19 protein-coding genes and 1 riboswitch are annotated in these 19,054 nt (G+C 70.2%); of the genes, 10 read left to right on the top strand and 9 right to left on the bottom strand.

All coding sequences use genetic code 11. The features are described from left to right. Positions 1-147 precede the first annotated feature (147 nt). The 4 genes from groL to thrC form a co-directional block, all read right to left on the bottom strand. Positions 148-1,770, bottom strand: coding sequence for a chaperonin GroEL (gene groL / locus AOQ53_RS14055; RefSeq protein ID WP_059417381.1), 1,623 nt, complete (start codon positions 1,768-1,770; stop codon positions 148-150). Between the two features lie 532 nt (positions 1,771-2,302). Further along, positions 2,303-2,506 (bottom strand): cold-shock protein, encoded by a 204-nt coding sequence (locus tag AOQ53_RS14050; RefSeq protein ID WP_010035953.1) that lies wholly within the window; start codon positions 2,504-2,506, stop codon positions 2,303-2,305. 446 nt (positions 2,507-2,952) lie between these two features. Further along, on the bottom strand, positions 2,953-3,228 hold the full coding sequence (locus AOQ53_RS14045; protein ID WP_010035955.1) for a ubiquitin-like small modifier protein 1: 276 nt from the start codon (positions 3,226-3,228) through the stop codon (positions 2,953-2,955). Then, the gene (gene thrC / locus AOQ53_RS14040; protein ID WP_059417380.1) at positions 3,225-4,511 is read right to left on the bottom strand and encodes a threonine synthase; all 1,287 of its coding nucleotides are present in this window, start codon (positions 4,509-4,511) and stop codon (positions 3,225-3,227) included. The genes AOQ53_RS14045 and thrC overlap by 4 nt, the downstream gene beginning before the upstream one ends. Positions 4,512-4,529: 18 nt before the next feature. Beyond that, positions 4,530-4,684: riboswitch (SAM riboswitch) on the bottom strand. A 155-nt stretch (positions 4,685-4,839) separates the two neighbouring features. On the opposite strand from thrC, the gene AOQ53_RS14035 reads away from it, so the two are divergent. The 3 genes from AOQ53_RS14035 to otsB all read left to right on the top strand — a co-directional run bounded on the left by AOQ53_RS14035 (position 4,840) and on the right by otsB (position 8,101). Next, the gene (locus AOQ53_RS14035) at positions 4,840-5,784 is read left to right on the top strand and encodes a glucosyl-3-phosphoglycerate synthase (RefSeq protein WP_059417379.1); all 945 of its coding nucleotides are present in this window, start codon (positions 4,840-4,842) and stop codon (positions 5,782-5,784) included. 73 nt (positions 5,785-5,857) lie between these two features. After that, positions 5,858-7,246 (top strand): alpha,alpha-trehalose-phosphate synthase (UDP-forming), encoded by a 1,389-nt coding sequence (locus AOQ53_RS14030; RefSeq protein ID WP_078945303.1) that lies wholly within the window; start codon positions 5,858-5,860, stop codon positions 7,244-7,246. 6 nt (positions 7,247-7,252) lie between these two features. Further along, positions 7,253-8,101 carry a trehalose-phosphatase gene (otsB, locus tag AOQ53_RS14025; protein ID WP_059417377.1) on the top strand — a complete coding sequence of 283 codons (849 nt, stop codon included), beginning with the start codon at positions 7,253-7,255 and terminating at the stop codon, positions 8,099-8,101. A gap of 4 nt (positions 8,102-8,105) precedes the next feature. On the opposite strand, the gene AOQ53_RS14020 is transcribed toward otsB, so the two are convergent. Together AOQ53_RS14020 and AOQ53_RS14015 are read right to left on the bottom strand one after the other, a co-directional pair. Then, positions 8,106-8,351, bottom strand: coding sequence for a DUF3263 domain-containing protein (locus AOQ53_RS14020; protein ID WP_059417376.1), 246 nt, complete (start codon positions 8,349-8,351; stop codon positions 8,106-8,108). 35 nt (positions 8,352-8,386) lie between these two features. Further along, positions 8,387-9,640 carry an ABC transporter substrate-binding protein gene (locus AOQ53_RS14015; RefSeq protein WP_099054595.1) on the bottom strand — a complete coding sequence of 418 codons (1,254 nt, stop codon included), beginning with the start codon at positions 9,638-9,640 and terminating at the stop codon, positions 8,387-8,389. A gap of 132 nt (positions 9,641-9,772) precedes the next feature. Here AOQ53_RS14015 and AOQ53_RS14010 point away from each other — a divergent pair, with 132 nt between their 5' ends. The 4 genes from AOQ53_RS14010 (at position 9,773) to AOQ53_RS13995 (ending at position 13,444) form a co-directional block, all read left to right on the top strand. Further along, positions 9,773-10,714, top strand: a complete 942-nt coding sequence (locus AOQ53_RS14010; RefSeq protein WP_059417374.1) for an ROK family protein — start codon at positions 9,773-9,775, stop codon at positions 10,712-10,714. Next, entirely contained in the window at positions 10,714-11,925 is a 1,212-nt protein-coding gene (gene nagA, locus AOQ53_RS14005) for an N-acetylglucosamine-6-phosphate deacetylase (RefSeq protein WP_236711683.1), read from the top strand. The genes AOQ53_RS14010 and nagA overlap by 1 nt, the downstream gene beginning before the upstream one ends. Before the next feature lie 122 nt (positions 11,926-12,047). After that, complete coding sequence (locus AOQ53_RS14000) at positions 12,048-12,977, top strand: 1-phosphofructokinase family hexose kinase (protein ID WP_059417373.1); 930 nt, start codon at positions 12,048-12,050, stop codon at positions 12,975-12,977. A 92-nt stretch (positions 12,978-13,069) separates the two neighbouring features. Then, complete coding sequence (locus AOQ53_RS13995) at positions 13,070-13,444, top strand: hypothetical protein (protein WP_059417372.1); 375 nt, start codon at positions 13,070-13,072, stop codon at positions 13,442-13,444. 85 nt (positions 13,445-13,529) lie between these two features. Here AOQ53_RS13995 and AOQ53_RS13990 read toward each other — a convergent pair whose 3' ends face one another. Both AOQ53_RS13990 and cdgB read right to left on the bottom strand, forming a co-directional pair. Next, positions 13,530-14,459 carry a carbohydrate-binding protein gene (locus tag AOQ53_RS13990; RefSeq protein WP_059417371.1) on the bottom strand — a complete coding sequence of 310 codons (930 nt, stop codon included), beginning with the start codon at positions 14,457-14,459 and terminating at the stop codon, positions 13,530-13,532. A gap of 118 nt (positions 14,460-14,577) precedes the next feature. Further along, positions 14,578-16,239 (bottom strand): diguanylate cyclase CdgB, encoded by a 1,662-nt coding sequence (cdgB, locus tag AOQ53_RS13985; protein WP_059417370.1) that lies wholly within the window; start codon positions 16,237-16,239, stop codon positions 14,578-14,580. Between the two features lie 358 nt (positions 16,240-16,597). On the opposite strand from cdgB, the gene AOQ53_RS13980 reads away from it, so the two are divergent. Both AOQ53_RS13980 and AOQ53_RS13975 read left to right on the top strand, forming a co-directional pair. Continuing rightward, entirely contained in the window at positions 16,598-17,182 is a 585-nt protein-coding gene (locus AOQ53_RS13980) for a flavin reductase family protein (protein WP_078945302.1), read from the top strand. A 49-nt stretch (positions 17,183-17,231) separates the two neighbouring features. Further along, the gene (locus AOQ53_RS13975; protein ID WP_059417369.1) at positions 17,232-17,696 is read left to right on the top strand and encodes a GNAT family protein; all 465 of its coding nucleotides are present in this window, start codon (positions 17,232-17,234) and stop codon (positions 17,694-17,696) included. Here AOQ53_RS13975 and arfB read toward each other — a convergent pair. After that, positions 17,693-18,130, bottom strand: coding sequence for an alternative ribosome rescue aminoacyl-tRNA hydrolase ArfB (gene arfB, locus AOQ53_RS13970; RefSeq protein ID WP_059417368.1), 438 nt, complete (start codon positions 18,128-18,130; stop codon positions 17,693-17,695). The genes AOQ53_RS13975 and arfB overlap by 4 nt on opposite strands. Positions 18,131-18,277: 147 nt before the next feature. On the opposite strand from arfB, the gene AOQ53_RS13965 reads away from it, so the two are divergent. Next, positions 18,278-18,853, top strand: coding sequence for a TerD family protein (locus AOQ53_RS13965; protein ID WP_030829245.1), 576 nt, complete (start codon positions 18,278-18,280; stop codon positions 18,851-18,853). Positions 18,854-19,054 lie beyond the last annotated feature (201 nt).

The raw sequence follows: 19,054 nt of genomic DNA, 5'->3' as shown, positions 1-19,054 counted from the left end.
TGCATACGCATAGGACGTACGCTTCAACCGTCCGGTCCCGCCCAGGCCATCCCGCCCGCACTGTGATGCCGGACACGCCCGAGGGCGGCACCCCCTGTCGGAACAGGAAGTGCCGCCCTCGGCAAGGACGTTGATCGACCGGGTCGATCAGAAGTCCATGTCACCGCCCGGCATGCCGCCGCCGGCGGGCGCGGCGGACTTCTCCGGCTTGTCGGCGATGACGGCCTCGGTGGTGAGGAACAGCGCGGCGATGGAGGCGGCGTTCTGCAGAGCGGAACGGGTCACCTTCGCCGGGTCGATGATGCCCTCGGCGATCATGTCGACGTACTCACCGGTCGCGGCGTTCAGGCCGTGGCCGACCTGGAGGTTGCGGACCTTCTCCACGACGACGCCGCCCTCGAGACCACCGTTGACGGCGATCTGCTTCAGCGGGGCCTCCAGGGCGAGCTTCACGGCGTTGGCGCCGGTCGCCTCGTCACCCTCGAGCTCCAGCTTCTCGAAGACCTGGGAGGCCTGGAGCAGGGCCACGCCACCACCGGCGACGATGCCCTCCTCGACGGCCGCCTTGGCGTTGCGCACGGCGTCCTCGATGCGGTGCTTGCGCTCCTTGAGCTCCACCTCGGTGGCGGCACCGGCCTTGATGACGGCCACGCCGCCGGCCAGCTTCGCCAGGCGCTCCTGGAGCTTCTCGCGGTCGTAGTCCGAGTCGCTGTTCTCGATCTCGGCGCGGATCTGGTTGACCCGGCCCTGGACCTGCTCGGCGGAGCCGGCACCGTCGACGATGGTGGTCTCGTCCTTGGTGATGACGACCTTGCGGGCCTTGCCCAGGAGGTCGATCGTGGCGTTCTCCAGCTTGAGGCCGACCTCCTCGGAGATCACCTCGCCGCCGGTGAGGATGCCGATGTCCTGGAGCATCGCCTTGCGACGGTCACCGAAGCCCGGGGCCTTGACGGCGACGGACTTGAAGGTGCCGCGGATCTTGTTGACGACCAGGGTCGACAGGGCCTCGCCCTCGACGTCCTCGGCGATGATCAGCAGCGGCTTGCCCGACTGCATGACCTTCTCCAGGAGCGGGAGCAGGTCCTTGACGTTGGAGATCTTGGAGTTCGCGATCAGGATGTAGGGGTCGTCGAGGACGGCCTCCATACGCTCCATGTCGGTCGCGAAGTACGCCGAGATGTAGCCCTTGTCGAAGCGCATACCCTCGGTGAGCTCCAGCTCCAGACCGAAGGTCTGGGACTCCTCGACGGTGATGACGCCTTCCTTGCCGACCTTGTCCATGGCCTCGGCGATGAGCTCGCCGATCTGGGTGTCGGCGGCGGAGATGGAGGCCGTGGAGGCGATCTGCTCCTTGGTCTCGACGTCCTTCGCCTGCTCCAGCAGGGCGGCGGAGACGGCCTCGACGGCCTTCTCGATACCGCGCTTGAGGGCCATCGGGTTGGCACCGGCGGCTACGTTGCGCAGGCCTTCCTTGACCAGGGCCTGGGCGAGAACGGTCGCGGTGGTCGTACCGTCACCGGCGACGTCGTCCGTCTTCTTGGCGACTTCCTTGACCAGCTCGGCGCCGATCTTCTCGTACGGGTCCTCGAGCTCGATCTCCTTGGCGATGGAGACACCGTCGTTGGTGATCGTGGGCGCGCCCCACTTCTTCTCGAGGACGACGTTGCGGCCCTTGGGGCCGAGCGTCACCTTGACGGCGTCCGCGAGCTGGTTCATGCCGCGCTCGAGGCCGCGCCGCGCCTCCTCGTCGAACGCGATGATCTTGGCCATGTGAAGTGGTCCCTCCAGGACTGGGGGTGATTACTTCGGACCGCGCCCGCGCCCGCGACGGACGGCTCGCTGACCCCGTGGTTCCTTCCCACCTGGCCTGCGGGCCTCACCGACCCGGTCCTAACGTTGTCACTCTCACCTTCAGAGTGCTAACGCAATGATTAGCACTCGACCCCTGCGAGTGCAAGCGGCTCTCGGGATGCGGGGCACACTCAGCCCCCGGCGAACGGGCCGCATCCGGCTTGGCCGACAGGCGCGGGCAGCGCCACGGCGGATCGGGAGAGCCGGGAAAGGCCTGGACACACGGCCCGCGGCGGTGACGCCGACGCGGGCGGGTCCGGGGCGCGAACTCGCGTCCGTACACCAGGGCGGAGTCCGAGGCACCTTCGGGCGCGGCGGGCCTCGACGAGCGGTCGCCCGGTGTGCCCGCCGCCCCGGCCGCCGGCCCCCGAGCAGGCCGAAGGGTCCGCACCCCGGGGGGTGCGGACCCTTCAGAGAAGACCGGTCGCTTGCGCTTGGTCGTGGTGCGCGTTCAGGCAGAGACGCGAACCATGTCGGCCTGCGGTCCCTTCTGGCCCTGCGAGATCTCGAACTCGACCCGCTGGCCCTCTTCCAGGGTGCGGTAGCCGTCCATCTGAATCGCGCTGTAGTGGACGAAAACATCCGCACCACCGTCGACCGCGATGAAGCCGTACCCCTTCTCCGCGTTGAACCACTTGACGGTGCCCTGAGCCATGCCTAACTCCCCTATTACTGGCCCTTGCACAGATCCACACTTCGCGGACCCGGGTCAGACCTCACCCCCCACGGTTGGGGGCGTGCGCCGGAACGCGTCGACCGCGGCTGAATGTATCTGTCCAACTGCCGTCTGCAACAGGTCAATCGGACGAGAATTCTGGACGCGCAGGATCCGGAATGTGGGGAGAATTCGCCCGACTTCAGGGCAAGTCGGGCCACACAAAAGGAACAAAAGCCGCGAAAGACGCACACACTTTGGCTACATCTTGTCGGGCGCGCGGCAGGAATCAAGGGCTCCCGATCAGGAGATCGGCGCTGCGTTCCCCAACTGTACCGCGCTCAATCACACAGAATTGCCCCCTCCGCTTCTCTCACGGAGGGGGCAATTCGATGAGCTCTCAGTAACCGCGGTTACCGAAGGTAATAACAAGCCGGTCGACCGGTTCAGCCACCGGCGACGGCGGGGATGATCGACACCCCGGCACCGTCCGGCGTCGCCGTCTCCAGACCCTGCTCGAACCGCACGTCGTCGTCGTTGACGTACACGTTGACGAAACGGCGCAGCTTGCCCTGGTCGTCCAGCACCCGGGCGGCGATCCCGGTGTGGTTCTTCTCCAGATCGGCGATGACCTCGCCGAGGGTCGCGCCCTCGGCGGCGACCTCGGCCTGGCCGCCGGTGTAGGTACGCAGGATGGTGGGGATGCGAACGGTCACGCTCATGCGAGGCCAGCCTCTCGGAAGGAGTCCAGGTTCGGGCGGATGGTGGCGGTGAGGCCGGTACCGGCCACCGCGTCGAGGGTCTTGAGGCCGTCCCCGGTGTTCAGGACGACGGTGGTCTTCGACGGGTCGAGCACCCCGTTCTCGACCAGCTTCTTCGCCACGCCCACGGTCACACCACCGGCGGTCTCCGCGAAGATGCCCTCGGTCCGGGCGAGGATCTTGATCGCGTCGACGACCTGCTCGTCGTTCACGTCCTCCACCGCGCCGCCCGTACGGCGCGCGATGTCGAGCACGTAGGGCCCGTCCGCCGGGTTGCCGATCGCCAGCGACTTGGCGATCGTGTCCGGCTTCTGCGGGCGGACGACGTCGTGCCCGGCCTTGTACGCCGTCGACACCGGCGAGCAGCCCTCGGCCTGGGCACCGAAGATCTTGTACGGCTTGTCCTCGACCAGCCCGAGTTTGATCAGCTCCTGAAGGCCCTTGTCGATCTTCGTGAGCTGCGAGCCGGAGGCGATCGGCACGACGATCTGGTCCGGCAGCTGCCAGCCGAGCTGCTCGCAGATCTCGTACGCGAGGGTCTTGGAGCCCTCGGCGTAGTACGGCCGCAGGTTGACGTTGACGAAGCCCCAGCCCTCGCCCGCCGGGTCGCCGATCAGCTCGGAGCAGAAGCGGTTCACGTCGTCGTAGTTGCCCTGGATGCCGACGAGCTCGCCGCCGTAGACCGCGGCCATGACGACCTTGCCCTGCTCCAGGTCGTGCGGGATGAACACGCAGGAGCGGAAGCCGGCGCGGGCCGCCGCGGCACCCACGGCGCCGGCGAGGTTGCCGGTGGAGGAGCAGGACAGTGTGGTGAAGCCGAAGGCGCGGGCGGCCTCCAGGGCCTGGGCGACGACACGGTCCTTGAAGGAGTGCGTCGGGTTGCCGGAGTCGTCCTTGACGAAGAGCTTGCCCGCCTCGACGCCCAGCTCACGCGCGAGGTTGTCGGCCTTGACGAGCTTGGTCCAGCCCGGGTTGATGTTGGGCTTGTCCGCCACGTCGGCCGGTACCGGCAGCAGGGGGGCGTAGCGCCAGATGTTCGCGGGTCCCGCCTCGATCCGCTTGCGGAGCTCCTCGGTGTCGTAGGCCGAGAAGTCGTAGGCGATCTCCAGCGGGCCGAAACACTCCTCGCACGCGAAGACCGGGCCGAGGGATACGCGGTGACCGCACTCGCGGCAGCTCAGGGCGGCGGCGGGGCCGAGGTCTACGGTGGAGTCAGTGGTGCTTGCAACAGTCTGCACAGCCATGTGAGGCGAGGCCCTTTCTCCTCATCTTCCTCACGACGCATCTCGCCGTGAGACGGATTTGGCACCTTCCCGAGCCGGGACCTCGCGGAGCGGTCGACAGTGACCTACGAGTATCGGCTGGAGGGTTGCCGGGGCTTCATCGGGCCGTATCCCTCTGCCCCTCTGGATGAGCTGTATTCGGTTGTAAACAACGGCTGACCCCGGACATGTGATGGTCATCCGCGTTGTTCAAGACTGTAACCGACGACCAGGACAGTTGAGAGAGTCGTCCGAACCGCGAGATGGCTCACAGTCCGTCCCGCCGAGAGTACGCAGAGGAGCCGCCACGGTGCTGGAAGAAGTCGAGCGCTGGCTGAGCACCCGTTCCTGGTCCGCGACCGATCGCCCGCTCCACCAGATCCTTGCCGCCAAGCAGCGCACGGGCCGGACGGTCAGTGTCGTGCTGCCCGCGCTGAACGAGGAGGAGACGGTCGGCGACATCGCCGCCGTCATCCGCCACGACCTGATGCGGCAGGTGCCGCTCGTCGACGAGCTCGTCGTCGTCGACTCGGGGTCGACCGACCGCACGTCGGAGGTGGCCGCCGCCGCGGGCGCGACGGTGGTGCACCGCGACGAGATCCTCCCGCGCGTCCCCGCCGTGCCCGGCAAGGGCGAGGTGCTGTGGCGATCCCTCCTCGTCACCAGCGGGGACATCGTCTGCTTCATCGACGCGGACCTGAGGGACTTCTCGTCCGACTTCGTCTCCGGGATCGTGGGCCCGCTGCTCACCGACCCGGACATCGACCTGGTCAAGGGCATGTACGACCGTCCGCTCGGCGGCGCGGCCGGGCAGGGCGGCCGGGTCACGGAGCTGATGGCCCGCCCGCTGCTCAACATGCACTGGCCGCAGCTGGCCGGCTTCGTGCAGCCGCTCGGCGGCGAGTACGCGGCCCGCCGCTCGCTGCTGGAGCAGCTGCCGTTCCCCGTCGGGTACGGCGTCGAGCTGGGCATGCTGGTCGACGCGCTGCACCTGGTGGGCCTGGACGCCCTCGCCCAGGTGGACATCGGCGTGCGCAAGCACCGGCACCAGGACGGGCAGGCGCTGGGCCGGATGGCCGCCGCGATCTACCGCACGGCGCAGCTGCGGCTGGCCCGCGGGCATCTGATCCGGCCGTCCCTGACGCAGTTCGAGCGGGGCGGGGACGGCTTCGAGCCGCGCACCTACTCCGTGGACACCGAGGAGCGTCCGCCGATGGCGGAGACCGCCGAGTACCAGGCGCGGAAGGCGGCGTGACCGGGGCCGTTTTCGGCCGGGTGGGTCAGGTCCGTACGTTTGAGCGTTTCCGGGCCGGGCTAGGTTGAGGCGTATGGCTTCAACGTACGGTGCTGCACAGGTGCTGGTGGCCTCCAACCGTGGCCCGGTCTCTTACACGGTGGGCGAGGACGGTTCGCTGGACGCCAAGCGGGGCGGCGGCGGGCTGGTCTCGGGGCTGTCCGCGATCGGCTCGGACGCGGACGCGCTGTGGGTGTGCTCGGCGCTGTCGGACGGCGACCGGGAGGCGGTCCGGCGGGGCGTCGGCGAGGACGGCGTGCGGATGCTGGACATCCCGGCCGACGTGCACGCGGACGCGTACAACGGCATCGCGAACTCGGTGCTGTGGTTCGTGCACCACATGCTCTACCAGACGCCGCTGGAGCCGGTCTTCGACGCGGAGTTCCGGCGCCAGTGGACGTCGTACGAGACGTACAACCGGGCGTTCGCCGAGGCGCTGGCCGAGGAGGCGGCGCAGGGCGCGGCGGTGGTGGTGCAGGACTACCACCTGACGCTGGTGCCGGGCATGCTCCGCGAGCTGCGGCCGGACCTGAGGATCGGTCACTTCTCGCACACGCCGTGGGCGCCGCCCGAGTACTTCCACATGCTGCCGGACGACGTGGCCGGGCAGGTGCTGCGAGGCATGCTGGGCGCGGACCGGCTGGGCTTCCTCACGCAGCGCTGGGCGGACGCGTTCACCGCGTGCGCCGAGCGGTTCGCCGGCGGGCTCGGGGGCACGCGGCTCGGCGTGCACGGGCTGGGGGCCGACGCGGACTTCCTGCGGAAGCGTTCGCACGAGGCGGACGTCGAGGAGCGGATGGCCGCGCTCCGGGAGGAGATCGGCGAGGGCCGCCGCACCATCGTCCGGGTCGACCGCACGGAGCTGTCGAAGAACATCGTGCGCGGCCTGCTGGCCTACCGCCGGCTCCTCGAGACCCACGCCGAGTGGCGCGAGCGCGTGGTGCACGTGGCCTTCGCGTACCCCTCGCGGCAGGACCTCGCGGTCTACCGGGACTACACGGCCGAGGTGCGGCGGCTCTCGGAGGAGATCAACGCCGAGTACGGGACGCCGGGGTGGACCCCGGTCGTACTCAACCTCAAGGACGACTTCGCCCGCTCCCTGGCCGCGTACCGGCTGGCCGACGTGGCGCTCGTCAACCCCATCCGGGACGGCATGAACCTCGTCGCCAAGGAGGTCCCGGTCGTCTCCGACGCGGGCTGCGCGCTGGTGCTGTCGCGGGAGGCCGGGGCGTTCGAGGAACTGGGCGAGGACGCGATCGTGGTGAACCCGTACGACGTGACGGGGACGGCGGCGGCCCTGCACGAGGCGCTCTCGATGCGCCCGGAGGAACGCGCCGAGCGCAGCAAGCGGCTGGCAGCGGCGGCGACCGCGCTGCCGCCGACGCAGTGGTTCCTGGACCAGCTCGACGCCTTGAGGGGCTGATCGCCGATGACCGGTCCCACTGGCTCTCCGCTGCCTGCGCCCACCACGAAAGCCGGACAGGAAGGTCTGGACGCTCTCCTGGCCCACCCGGGCAAGGCCCTGATCGGCCTCGACTTCGACGGGACGCTCGCGCCGATCGTGGCCGACCCCGAGCGGGCCCGGGCCCACCCGGAAGCCGTCCCCGCGCTGGCCGCGCTCGCGCCGGAGGTGGCCGCCGTGGCGGTGATCACCGGGCGGCCGGCCGAGGTCGCGGTGCGCAACGGCGGCTTCGCGGACGTCCCCGGCCTGGAGCACCTCGTGGTCCTCGGCCACTACGGCGCCGAGCGCTGGGACGCCCGCACCGGCGAGATCAGCGCCCCCGAGCCGTATCCCGGCGTCGCCGCGGTCCGCACCGAGCTGCCCGAGCTCCTCGAACGGTTCGGCGCGTCGCAGGGGACCCGGATCGAGGACAAGGGCCGGTCGGTGGCCGTGCACACCCGCCGGGCCGCCGACCCGCAGGCCGCGCTGGACTCCCTGCGCGAACCGCTCGCCGGACTGGCCGGCCGCCACGGCCTGATCGTGGAGCCCGGCCGCCTGGTCCTCGAACTCCGCCCGCCCGGCATCGACAAGGGCGCCGCCCTCACCGGTTTCGCCCGGGAGATCGGCGCCGGGTCCGTCCTCTTCGCCGGCGACGACCTGGGCGACCTGCCCGCCTACGCGGCCGTCGACAAGCTCCGCTCGGACGGCACCCCTGGCCTGCTGGTGTGCAGCGGCAGCGACGAGGTGACCGAGCTGAGGGAGCGGGCGGACGTGGTGGTGGACGGCCCGGAGGGCGTCGTACGCCTGCTGAGCGCACTGGCGGACCGGCTCGGCTGAGGTCCTAACGCTCCGCCCGGCGCTTCTCCCGTATCCGCCGCAGCCGGTTCACCGTCACCGGGTCGTGGGACAGGGCCCGGGGATCGTCCAGCAGGGCGTTGAGGAGCTGGTAGTAGCGCACGGGGGCGAGGCCCAGCTCCTCCCGTATGGCGCGTTCCTTCGCACCGGGCCCGGAAAAACCGCGGCGTTCGAGCGTGAGGATGTCCCGCTCCCTGCGCCCGAGCCGCTCATCACCCGTGTCCTCGTCCATGCCAGGCACCGTAACGCCCGCCACCGACAGCGGGACTACTCCGCGCTCTCCGCCCGGGTCGCCACCGCCTGGAGGTGGCCCAGGACGCCCGAGGGACTGCCGGAGGGGGCGACGGCCTTGCCGATCTGCTTCTTGACCTGGGCGCTGACCTCGGCCCAGGAGGTCTTGCCGACCGGGTAGAGCTCGGAGGACACCAGTTCCTCCAGGAACGGCTTGAGGTGCCGGTCCCGGCCGGAGGCGGCCATGGTCCGGGACGCCGAGCTGGTGACCGGCAGCAGGTCGTACTCGCGGGAGAAGGCCAGCACGTTCTTCTCGCTGTAGACGAAGTCGAGGAAGTCGCCGACCTGGTCGCGGTGGCCGTTCTTCCGGAAGGCCGTCATCCAGTCGGCGACACCGAGCGTGGACTTGCTCGTCCCCTCCTTGCCCGGCGTCGGCACCATGCCGTACTCGACGCCGCGCTTTGCGGCGATCTTCATCAGGGAGGGGTGGCCGTTGAGCATGCCGACCTCGCCCTTGGCGAAGGCGGAGAACGCGGCGGCCCGGTTCAGCTCGCCGGGCGCGACCGGCCCGGTCAGGTCCTTGGCGACCAGTTCGTTCTTCAGCCAGGTGAAGGTGTCGATGTTCTGCGGGGAGTCGATGCCGTAGCTGTCGACGGTGTCGGTGTAACCGCCCCCGCCGCTGAGCATCCACTGCATGGTCTCGGCCTGGGCCTCCTCCGGGCCGAGGGGCAGGGCGTAGGGGTACTTCACGCCCTCGTCCTTGAGCGCCTGGGCGTCGTCGGCCAGGTCGTCCCAGGTCTCGGGCGGGGTGATGCCGGCCTTGGCGAAGAGGGTCTTGTTGTAGAAGAGCACGCGCGTGGAGGAGGCGAACGGCATGCCGTACTGCACGCCCTTGACCTGTCCCGCGGAGGCCAGCTGCCCGACGAAGTCGGCCTGCACGGGTATGGAGAGCAGGTCGTCGGCCTTGTAGAGCTGGTTCTGCGCCGCGTAGTCGGCGTACGCGCCGATCTGCGCCATGTCCGGCGGGTCACCGGCGGCGACCATCTCCCTGACCTTGCGGTCGACGTCGTTCCAGGAGTAGACGCTGACGTCGATCTTCACACCGGGGTGGTCGGCCTCGTACTCCTCGACGAGCTTGTCCCAGTACTTCTTGGAGCTGTTGGCCGCACTGTCGCCGTAGTCGGCGGCGACCAGCTTCAGGGTCACGTCGGCGGAGCCGCCCGTCACGCCACAGCCGCCGAGGACCGCCGTCATGCCCAGTGCGGACACCACCGCGATCGTTCCTGCCATCCGCCGCCGCTGCACCGCTGTTCTTCCCCAACCCTGGCGTGACCGCCAACGAAAGCTTTCGATAATCGGAACAAGGTCTACACCACGCGAGTGGACTAGACCTCTTGCGGGTCCCCGGGTCACACTGTTCCCGTGAGACATGTCATCGCCCTCGACGTGGGCGGCACCGGAATGAAGGCCGCCCTGGCCGGACCGGAGGGCGAGCTGCTGCACCGGGCCCGCCGGCCCACCGGACGCGAGCACGGACCGGACGCCGTGGTCGCGGGCATCCTCGACTTCGCCGCCGAGCTGCGCGCGTACGGCGCCGAGCACTTCGGCACGCCCGCGGCCGCCGCCGGCGTGGCCGTGCCCGGCATCGTCGACGAGGCGCGGGGCATCGCCGTCTACGCCGCGAACCTCGGCTGGCGCGACGTCCCCCTGCGCGATCTGCTGGCGGAGCGGCTGGGCGTCCCGGTCGCCCTCGGCCACGACGTGCGCACCGGCGGCCTCGCCGAGGGCCGGGTCGGCGCGGGCCGGGGCGCCGACCGCTTCCTGTTCGTGGCGCTGGGCACCGGCATCGCGGGCGCCATCGGTGTCGACGGCCGGGTCGAGGCGGGCGCGCACGGCTTCGCGGGCGAGATCGGCCACATCGTCGTACGCCCCGGCGGGTCCGAGTGCCCCTGCGGGCAGCGCGGCTGCCTGGAGCGCTTCGCATCGGCAGCGGCCGTGAGCGAGGCCTGGGCGACGGCCTCCGGCGACCCGGACGCGGACGCGGCGGACTGCGCGAAGGCGGTGGACTCCGGTGACCCCGGAGCCCGGGCGGTCTGGCAGGAGGCCGTGGATGCCCTGGCCGACGGCCTGGTCACGGCTCTGACCTTGCTGGACCCCCGCACTCTGATCATCGGCGGCGGGCTGGCGGAGGCAGGGGAGACCCTGTTCACACCCCTGCGGGAAGCGATCCGCAACCGTGTCACCTTCCAAAAGCAGCCGTTGATCGTCCCCGCAGCACTGGGGGACGGTGCCGGTTGTCTGGGAGCGGGCCTGCTGGCCTGGGATCTTCTGGCATCGACCGACCGTATGGAGGTAACGCCCTGATGACCGATGCCCCAGGGGCGCGGGGAACTGCGCGACCAGCCACGACGCACCCGCATCCCGCAACGGCCGGACGGCCCACCATCCTCACCGGCGCGACCGTGGTCCTCCCCACCGGTGCCGTCGAAAACGGCCGGCTGACCATCGACGACACCCGCATCAGCCCCACAGCCCCCGAAAACGCCCAGGTCATCGACGTAACGGGCCACTACCTCATCCCCGGCTTCGTCGACATCCACAACCACGGCGGCGGCGGAGCCTCCTTCACCTCCGGGTCGGTCGAGGACATCCTCAAGGGCATCCACACCCACCGCCTGCACGGCACGACCACCCTGGTCGCCTCGGCCGTCACCGGCGACATGGACTTCCTCGCCCAGCGGGCGGGCCTGCTGAGCGAGCTGGCCGAGCAGGGCGAGATCGCCGGCATCCACTTCGAGGGACCGTTCATCTCCCCGTGCCGCAAGGGCGCGCACTCCGAGGAGCTGCTGCGCGACCCGGACCCGGCGGAGGTCCGCAAGCTGATCGACGCGGCCCGGGGCAGGGCGAAGATGGTCACGCTGGCCACCGAGCTGCCGGGCGGCATCGACTCCGTACGCCTGCTGGCCGAACACGGCGTGATCGCGGCCATCGGCCACACGGACGCGACGTACGAGCAGACGGTCGAGGCGATCGACGCGGGCGCGACGGTCGCCACCCACCTCTTCAACGCGATGCCGCCGCTCGGCCACCGCTCCCCCGGCCCGATCGCCGCCCTCCTGGAGGACGACCGGATCACGGTCGAGCTGATCAACGACGGCACGCATCTGCACCCCGCCGCCCTCCGGCTGGCGTTCCACCGCGCGGGCGCGGACCGGGTGGCGTTCATCACGGACGCGATGGATGCGGCCGGTTTCGGCGACGGCCGGTACTGGCTCGGCCCGCTGGAGGTGGAGGTCGCCGACGGCGTGGCCCGCCTGGTGGCGGACGGCACGATCGCCGGCTCGACCCTCACCCTGGACCGCGCCTTCAAGCGGGCGGTCACCGTCGACGGGCTGTCCGTCGAGGACGCGGTGACGGCACTCTCCGCCACCCCGGCCCGCCTCCTCGGCATGGACGACCGGATCGGCTCCCTGGAGCCCGGCAAGGACGCGGACCTGGTGCTCCTGGACGCGGACTACGACCTCAAGGGCGTGATGCGCGGGGGCGAATGGGTGGTCGGTCCCCAACTGCACTGATCCGTCCCGCAGTCGAGAGACGGTGGCCGACTCCATGACTGGGCCGACCGCCGTCTCTTTGGCATGATCGAGCTCCGGAACGTTCACGGCAGCAAGCGCATTTTCGGGGGAGATCGGCCCAGGTGATCCTCACGGTCACGGTGAACACCGCTCTCGACATCACCTACCGCGTACGGTCCCTCAGACCGCACGCCTCCCACCGCGTCTCCGAGGTGACGGAACGCCCCGGCGGCAAGGGCGTCAACGTGGCCCGGGTCCTGGCGGCCCTCGGGCACGAGGTGACGGTGACCGGTCTCACGGGCGGTACGACGGGACGGGTCGTGCAGCAGCGGCTCGCGGCGGTGCCGGGCGTGGTGGACGCGCTGGTCCCGGTCTCGGGCGCGACCCGCCGCACGATCTCCGTGGTCGACGAGCAGACCGGCGACACGACGCAGCTCAACGAACCGGGCCCGATGGTCACACCCACCGAATGGTCGGCCTTCCAGGAGGCCTACGAGTACCTGCTCCCGTCCGCCTCGGCAGTGGCCCTGTGCGGCAGCCTCCCACCGGGCGTGCCGGTCGGGGCGTACGCCGGTCTGGTCCGTACCGCCCGAGCCGCCGGAGTCCCGGTCCTCCTGGACACGAGCGGCGAAGCCCTGCGCCGGGGCGTCGCGGCCCGCCCGGACATCATCAAGCCGAACGCCGACGAACTGGCGGAACTGACCGGCTCCCACGAGCCGCTGCGGGCCACCCTGGACGCCCGCCGCCGGGGCGCGGGCGCGGTGGTCGCGTCCCTGGGCCCCGAGGGCCTCCTCGCCGCCACCCGAGAGGGCCGCTGGCGAGCCACCCCACCGACCTCTGTGCGAGGCAACCCGACAGGCGCGGGCGACTCGGTGGTCGCGGGCCTGCTGTCGGGCCTGGTCGAACACCTCCCGTGGCCGACCCGCCTCGCCCGGGCGACGGCCCTCGCGGCGGCGACGGTGACGGCACCGGTTGCCGGGAAGTTCGACCGGAGGGTGTACGAGGGACTTCTTGGGCAGATCAGGGTGACGAGCGAGGCCTCGGCGGCGTAGGGCACACCTGATCGAAATCCGTGGGCAATCCGTCTCTGCCTCCCCTAAGATCGCGGATGACCAAAGATCGACCATTTTTGCTGGGGGAACAATTGAACAAGATCACGAGGCTGGCCATGGTCGGCATCGCCTCTGTCGGCCTCATGGCCACCATGAACTCCGGGGCTTCGGCGGCGGCGCCGGAGACCAACGCCGGTCCGGCGGCCGTCCAGGACTGGGGCGGCGGCTGGAGCGACGTCCGGGACGTCAGCATCCGTGAAAAGCCCAGCACCACCGCACGGAAGGTCGGCACCCTCAAGAAGGGGAAGATCGTGAAGTGCTGGGTCGCCGGGTGCAGCGCGGTGGACGGCGGTAACTACAAGTGCACCAGCAGCTCGCCCACCGAGAACCGCTGGCACGAGGTGAACTGGGGCGGCAAGAAGCGGTACGCGGCGACGCGTTGCCTGGAGTGGGGCCGGGTCGCGTGATCTGACCCCGTCACACTCGTACGACGGCGGCCGTTCCCCCCGCACCATGCGGGGGGAACGGCCGCCGTCGTGAGCGCCGGGTCGGTCAGCCCTTCGCGACGTAGAACTGGTCGAGCACCGCATCGCACTTGTTGCCCTCGTTACAGGCAAGCTCGATGGTGTTGGTGCCCTTGGTCAGGTTCACCGTGGCCCAGGTCTCCTTCCAGCCCTGCTCCCAGTCGCCCTTGGGTGTGTTCCCGAAATTTTCCATGCTCAGGGGCTGGGGGTTCGCCTTGCCGTTGACCACCAGGGTCCCGTCGGCGTCCACGCCCGGCACGCCGTAGCGCACGTAGAGCCGGTAGCTGCCGGCCTTCTCGATGCCGTTCACCGTCCAGGTGACCTTGGCGCCTACCTGGTTGAAGCCGGTCACGTAGACCCCGCCGTCGGCCTTCGCACCCTTGATGTCCGACGCCGTCGTCATGCCGGGGCTGAGCCGCAGTGCCTTCGCGTCGGTCTCGGGAAGCTTTTGCTGGGCCGCTTGGCCCTTGCTGGGTGAAGGGCTCGGCTTCGACTGCTGGGACTGGGTCGGGGTCGCGCCCGCCTGGTCGTCGGTGTTGCCCTGGTCCTTCTCGCCGCCCAGCATGGCCACGCCGATGCCGATGACGACCGCGGCGACCACCGCGATCGCGCCGATCAGCAGTCCCTTGGTGTTCGGGCCCCGGCCGCCCCGGCCACCGCCACCGCCCGGCATCTGCTGCTGGGTGGTGGGGGCACCGCCGGGCAGCGTCTCCGGCGCCGCGTAGTGCGCGTTCGGCTGGCCGTAGGCGTTCTGCTGCTGCGGGGCCTGGCCGTAGGCCGCCGTCTGCGCCTGCTGGCCGTACTGGCGTGTGCCGACCGCCCGCACCCGGTTGACCGAGTTCGGGTAGCCGTAGCCCCCGGACGGCGGCTGGGCCCCGTTGGCCTGCCCGTCGGCGTAGAGATAACCGAACGGGTCGTCGTCCTCGGGCGTGCTCGCGCCGTTGTTGCCGGGCGTCATCCCTTGGTCTCCTCAGTCAGGTGCGGTGCATGCGGTACGGGTCGTGAGAGAGCGAGCCTACCCGCTCCCAGTGACCCAAACGGGTGACTCAGACCGCATCCACTCGCTGACCTGGGGCTCAGCCCGCGCGTCTGTGTTGTTTGGGACGAGATCGTTTCTCGACGTACATCCGCTCGTCAGCGGATTTCAACACTTCGTCCGCCGTCATTCCACAGTGTGCCCATCCGATGCCGAAGCTGGCGCCGACCCGGACGGCCCGCCCCTCGGCACGGATGGGCTGGATGATCTCGTTGCGCAGGCGGACCGCGAGGTCCTGCGCGTCGGCGCGGCCGAGTCCGTCGGCGAGGATGACGAATTCGTCACCACCGAGCCGGGCGACGGTGTCGCCGTCGCGGACGCCGTTGCTCAGCCGGCGGGCGACCTCGATGAGAACCGCGTCACCCGCGTTGTGCCCGAACCGGTCGTTGATCGACTTGAAGCCGTCGAGGTCGCAGAAGAGGACGGCGAGGCCCTTGGTGCCGTCGTCGTGGTCGCCGTCCGGGGCGACGGTGTGCACATGGTGGTCGTAGGCGTCGAACGGCTCGGTGCTCGGCCCGAAGTCGAAGGCGTGGCCGATCGCGTCGAAGGCGGGGTGGCCGTAGGCCGCGTCGTGGGACTCGACGACGCCGGGGAGCGGGGGCGCCGCGCGCTGGCACAGCCGGGCGGACAGGCGGGAGCGCAGCTCGGCGGAGTTCGGCAGGCCCGTGAGCGAGTCGTGGGAGGCGCGGTGGGCGAGCTGGAGCTCGCGGCGCTTGCGCTCCTCGATGTCCTCGACGTGGGTGAGGAGGAAGCGCGGGCCGTCGGCGGCGTCCGCGACCACGCTGTTGCGCAGCGAGACCCAGACGTAGGTGCCGTCACGGCGGCCGAGGCGGAGCTCGGCGCGGCCGCCCTCGGCGGAGGTGCGCAGGAGCGTGCCTATGTCCTCGGGGTGGACCAGGTCGGAGAACGAGTAGCGGCGCATCGCGGAGGCGGGGCGGCCCAGCAGTCGGCACAGGGCGTCGTTCGTGCGCAGGATCCGGCCGTGCTGGTCGCCGCCCATCTCGGCGATGGCCATGCCGGACGGGGCGTACTCGAAGGCCTGCCTGAAGCTTTCCTCACTCGCCCGCAGCGCCTGCTGCTCGCGCTCCAGCCGGACGAGCGCCCGCTGCATGTTGGCGCGCAGCCGGGCGTTGCTGATCGCGATGGCGGCCTGGAAGGCGTACATCTGGAGCGCCTCGCGGCCCCAGGCACCGGGGCGGCGGCCGTTGCGCGGCCGGTCCACGGACAGCACACCGATCAGCTCGCCGCAGGCCGCGTTGCCCTGCGGGCCGGGCGCGTACATCGGCGCGAAGAGCCGGTCGGCCGGGTGCCACTCGTCCTCGAAGCGGGGCGCGGGGCCGTCGGTGTACCACTGCGGGACGTCGTCGTCGTCGAGGACCCAGCCCTCGGTGTGCGGTATGAACACCAGGTCGCCCCAGTGCTCGCCCATGCCGAGGCGGCGCTCCCAGGACTCACGGGAGCCGACTCGGCCGGTGATGAGGGCCTCTGCGGCGGGATTCCCGGCGAAGGCGGCGACGACGAGATCGCCGTCGGGCCGTACGAGGTTCACGCACGCCATCTCGTACCCGAGGGCGGCGACCACGCCCTCCGCGACGGTCTGCAGGGTGTCCGCCAGGCTGCGGGCCGTGTTCATGTCGGCCATGACCTGGTGCAGTTGCCGCAGGGACGCAAGGCGGACGTAGGGCTCCGACTCGGTCTCCATGCTCGCCCTCCCCCCGAGACCTCGCAGCGAATCAAGGGTTCTCTTCGGCGTATCGTCCTGGCAGCTTCCCAGCCACTGAATCACAGCGCGCTGCTCACTCGGTACACAGGGTCAACAATTCGTGCCCCTTGTGACTCAAGTCACAGGCAAACCTGAACAATTGAGTGGAGTTTCTGCGTTCTTCACGTGCGTCCGCCGAACACAAACTTTGTCAGGTTGCGCCCATGTATTTCCCCGGCGCCCTCCGGCGCCTGCTGGAAGTCCGTCGGGAGCCGTCGGAAGTCCGTCACGAGTCCTAAGACCGTGATCGGGCGGGAGCCCGATGCGGGCGCCCGGGACGGAGATTAGCGTTTCGGATGTGCCGAACACTCCCACCGCCACGTCCCCGATCATTCCGCCGCCCGTCTCCGGGCATGCTGAGGGGGTGAGCAACGACGAGTTCCGCGCCGCCATGTCCCGGCTGGCCTCGGGCGTGGTCCTGGTGACCGCACAGGAGCCGCCGCTCGACCCGGACGACCCCTCGGCGCCGGGCAGCGAGGACGTGGGCATGACGGCCACGGCCTTCATGTCCGTGTCCCTGGACCCACCCCTGGTGCTGGTGAGCCTGCGCGAAGGCTCCCGCATGGACGAACTGCTCGACGAGCAGCCCCTGTGGGCGGTCTCGGTCCTCTCCGAGAGCCAGCGGCACATCGCGGGCCGCTTCGCCATGAAGGGCCGTGTCAGCGACCGCCTGCTCTTCGCGGACATCCCTTACACGCGCGGCGAGTACACCGACGCGCCCCTGGTCGGCGGCGCCCTGGCCGTCCTGGAGTGCCGCACGGAACAGCGGGTACGGGCCGGCGACCACACCCTGGTCATCGGCCGCGTCCTGACGGCCCGCGTCCCGAGCGCGGACGGTGGACCGCTGACGTACTTCCGGGGGCGATACCGGCACTTGGGGTGAGGCGGAAACCCGGTGGCCCGGGCGTGAACGGCATGCCTAGGGTGCGCGCATGACAACGGGCCCTCGCCTCGAAGAGATCACCGCCGGGAACCTCGACACCGCGCTCGGCATCCGCGTCCGCCCCGACCAGGAACACGCGGTCTCCCCGGTCGTGAAGTCCCTGGCCGAGGCCTATGTGCATCCCGGCGTCGCCTGGCCCCGCCTGATCGTCGACGGCGACCGCCCGGTCGGGTTCCTCATGGCCTTCTTCGGCATCGACTGGTACGAGGACGGCAGCGTGCTGCGCTCGGGCCTGTGGCGGCTGAACATCGCCGCCTGTGAGCAGGGCAGGGGGTACGGCCGTTTCGCCGTCGAGTCCGTCGCCGCCGAGCTGCGCCGGCGCGGCACCAAGCAGCTCTACGTCACCTGGCATCCCGGTCCCGACGGCCCCGAGGGCTTCTACCTGGGGCTCGGCTTCCGCGCGAACGGAGAGACCAGCGAAGACCAGACGGTCGGGGTCCTGGACCTGGCCTAGTTCCAGTTCCGCGGGGAGCGGCCCCGCTTGGTCTCCGAGCGCTGCTTCTTCTCGCGCAGCCGCCGCTCGTTGATACCCCGGGGGATCCGGGTCGGCCTGCGGGGCTTGGGCGGCGGCGCGGTGGCCTCTGCCAGGAGCGCGGCGAGGCGTACGGCGGCGGTCTCGCGGTTGCGCCACTGGGACCGGTGCTCGGAGGAACGTACGGTGACGACTCCGTCCACCAGGCGCCCGGCCAGCCGCTCCAGCGCCCGTTGCTTCCACACCTCGGGCAGCGCCTCGGTCCTCGCCAGGTCGAAACTGAGCTCGACCTTCGAGTCACTGGTGTTGACGTGCTGTCCGCCGGGCCCCGAGGACCGCGAGAAACGCCACATGAGCTCGGCCTCGGGCAGGGAGACGGAGCCGCGGATGACGTGGGGACCAGACATGCCGTCCATGTTCCCGCTCCTGTCCCGTCCACGTCATCCGAATAATCGCGCGTAAAGAAAGTAAAGGAGCTGGAACCTCGCGTACCCCTCTCCACGTTCATGGGGGTAGCTGTAGCTTCTTTGCCGTACGTAAACGAGGGAAGGGACTCCCAAACAATGGCTGTAAGCCTGTCCAAGGGTGGCAACGTCTCGCTCACCAAGGAGGCTCCGGGCCTGACCGCTGTCACCGTGGGCCTCGGCTGGGACGTCCGCACCACCACCGGCACGGACTTCGACCTCGACGCCTCCGCGATCGCGGTCAACACGCAGGGCAAGGTCTACTCGGACGCCCACTTCGTCTTCTTCAACAACAAGCAGACCCCGGACAACACGATCGTCCACACCGGTGACAACCGCACGGGTGAGGGCGCCGGCGACGACGAGGCGATCAACGTCAACCTCGCCGCCCTCCCGGCCGACATCGACAAGATCGTCTTCCCGGTCTCGATCTACGACGCCGAGAACCGCTCGCAGAACTTCGGCCAGGTCCGCAACGCCTACATCCGCATCGTCAACCAGGCCGGCGGCGCCGAGATCGCCCGCTACGACCTGTCGGAGGACGCGGCCACCGAGACGGCCATGGTCTTCGGCGAGCTGTACCGCAACGGCGCGGAGTGGAAGTTCCGCGCGGTCGGCCAGGGCTACGCCTCCGGCCTGGTCGGCATCGCCCAGGACTTCGGCGTGAACGTCTGACGGATGCCCTCACCTGTGGCAGAAGCCCCCGGCGCCGGTCCATCGGCCCGGGGGCTTCCCCGTCCTCGACCCGCCCCGCGATACGTTCCCGACGTGATCCTCGACCCGCTGCTCCCGCCACCCCCCGGCCGCCCCCTCCCCGAACCCCTTCTCTCGGAACTCACGGCCCTCTACGCCTCCAACCACGCGTTCCACACCCTC

The organism is Streptomyces azureus (genome assembly GCF_001270025.1).
Taxonomy (GTDB): domain Bacteria; phylum Actinomycetota; class Actinomycetes; order Streptomycetales; family Streptomycetaceae; genus Streptomyces; species Streptomyces azureus.
The sequence above is the reverse complement of the archived record's forward strand: the minus strand, read 5'-3'. Positions and strand labels throughout refer to the sequence as shown.

Excerpts from the sequence above, each read along its gene's own strand:
- nagA (WP_236711683.1), top strand. The coding sequence starts at position 10,714 with ATGACCGATGCCCCAGGGGCGCGGGGAACTGCGCGACCAGCCACGACG.
- AOQ53_RS13990 (WP_059417371.1), bottom strand. The coding sequence starts at position 14,459 with ATGACGCCCGGCAACAACGGCGCGAGCACGCCCGAGGACGACGACCCG.
- AOQ53_RS13975 (WP_059417369.1), top strand. The coding sequence starts at position 17,232 with ATGACAACGGGCCCTCGCCTCGAAGAGATCACCGCCGGGAACCTCGAC.
- thrC (WP_059417380.1), bottom strand. The coding sequence starts at position 4,511 with ATGGCTGTGCAGACTGTTGCAAGCACCACTGACTCCACCGTAGACCTC.
- groL (WP_059417381.1), bottom strand. The coding sequence starts at position 1,770 with ATGGCCAAGATCATCGCGTTCGACGAGGAGGCGCGGCGCGGCCTCGAG.
- arfB (WP_059417368.1), bottom strand. The coding sequence starts at position 18,130 with ATGGACGGCATGTCTGGTCCCCACGTCATCCGCGGCTCCGTCTCCCTG.
- AOQ53_RS14050 (WP_010035953.1), bottom strand. The coding sequence starts at position 2,506 with ATGGCTCAGGGCACCGTCAAGTGGTTCAACGCGGAGAAGGGGTACGGC.
- cdgB (WP_059417370.1), bottom strand. The coding sequence starts at position 16,239 with ATGGAGACCGAGTCGGAGCCCTACGTCCGCCTTGCGTCCCTGCGGCAA.
- AOQ53_RS14015 (WP_099054595.1), bottom strand. The coding sequence starts at position 9,640 with ATGGCAGGAACGATCGCGGTGGTGTCCGCACTGGGCATGACGGCGGTC.
- otsB (WP_059417377.1), top strand. The coding sequence starts at position 7,253 with ATGACCGGTCCCACTGGCTCTCCGCTGCCTGCGCCCACCACGAAAGCC.
- AOQ53_RS13965 (WP_030829245.1), top strand. The coding sequence starts at position 18,278 with ATGGCTGTAAGCCTGTCCAAGGGTGGCAACGTCTCGCTCACCAAGGAG.
- AOQ53_RS14030 (WP_078945303.1), top strand. The coding sequence starts at position 5,858 with ATGGCTTCAACGTACGGTGCTGCACAGGTGCTGGTGGCCTCCAACCGT.
- AOQ53_RS14045 (WP_010035955.1), bottom strand. The coding sequence starts at position 3,228 with ATGAGCGTGACCGTTCGCATCCCCACCATCCTGCGTACCTACACCGGC.
- AOQ53_RS14020 (WP_059417376.1), bottom strand. The coding sequence starts at position 8,351 with ATGGACGAGGACACGGGTGATGAGCGGCTCGGGCGCAGGGAGCGGGAC.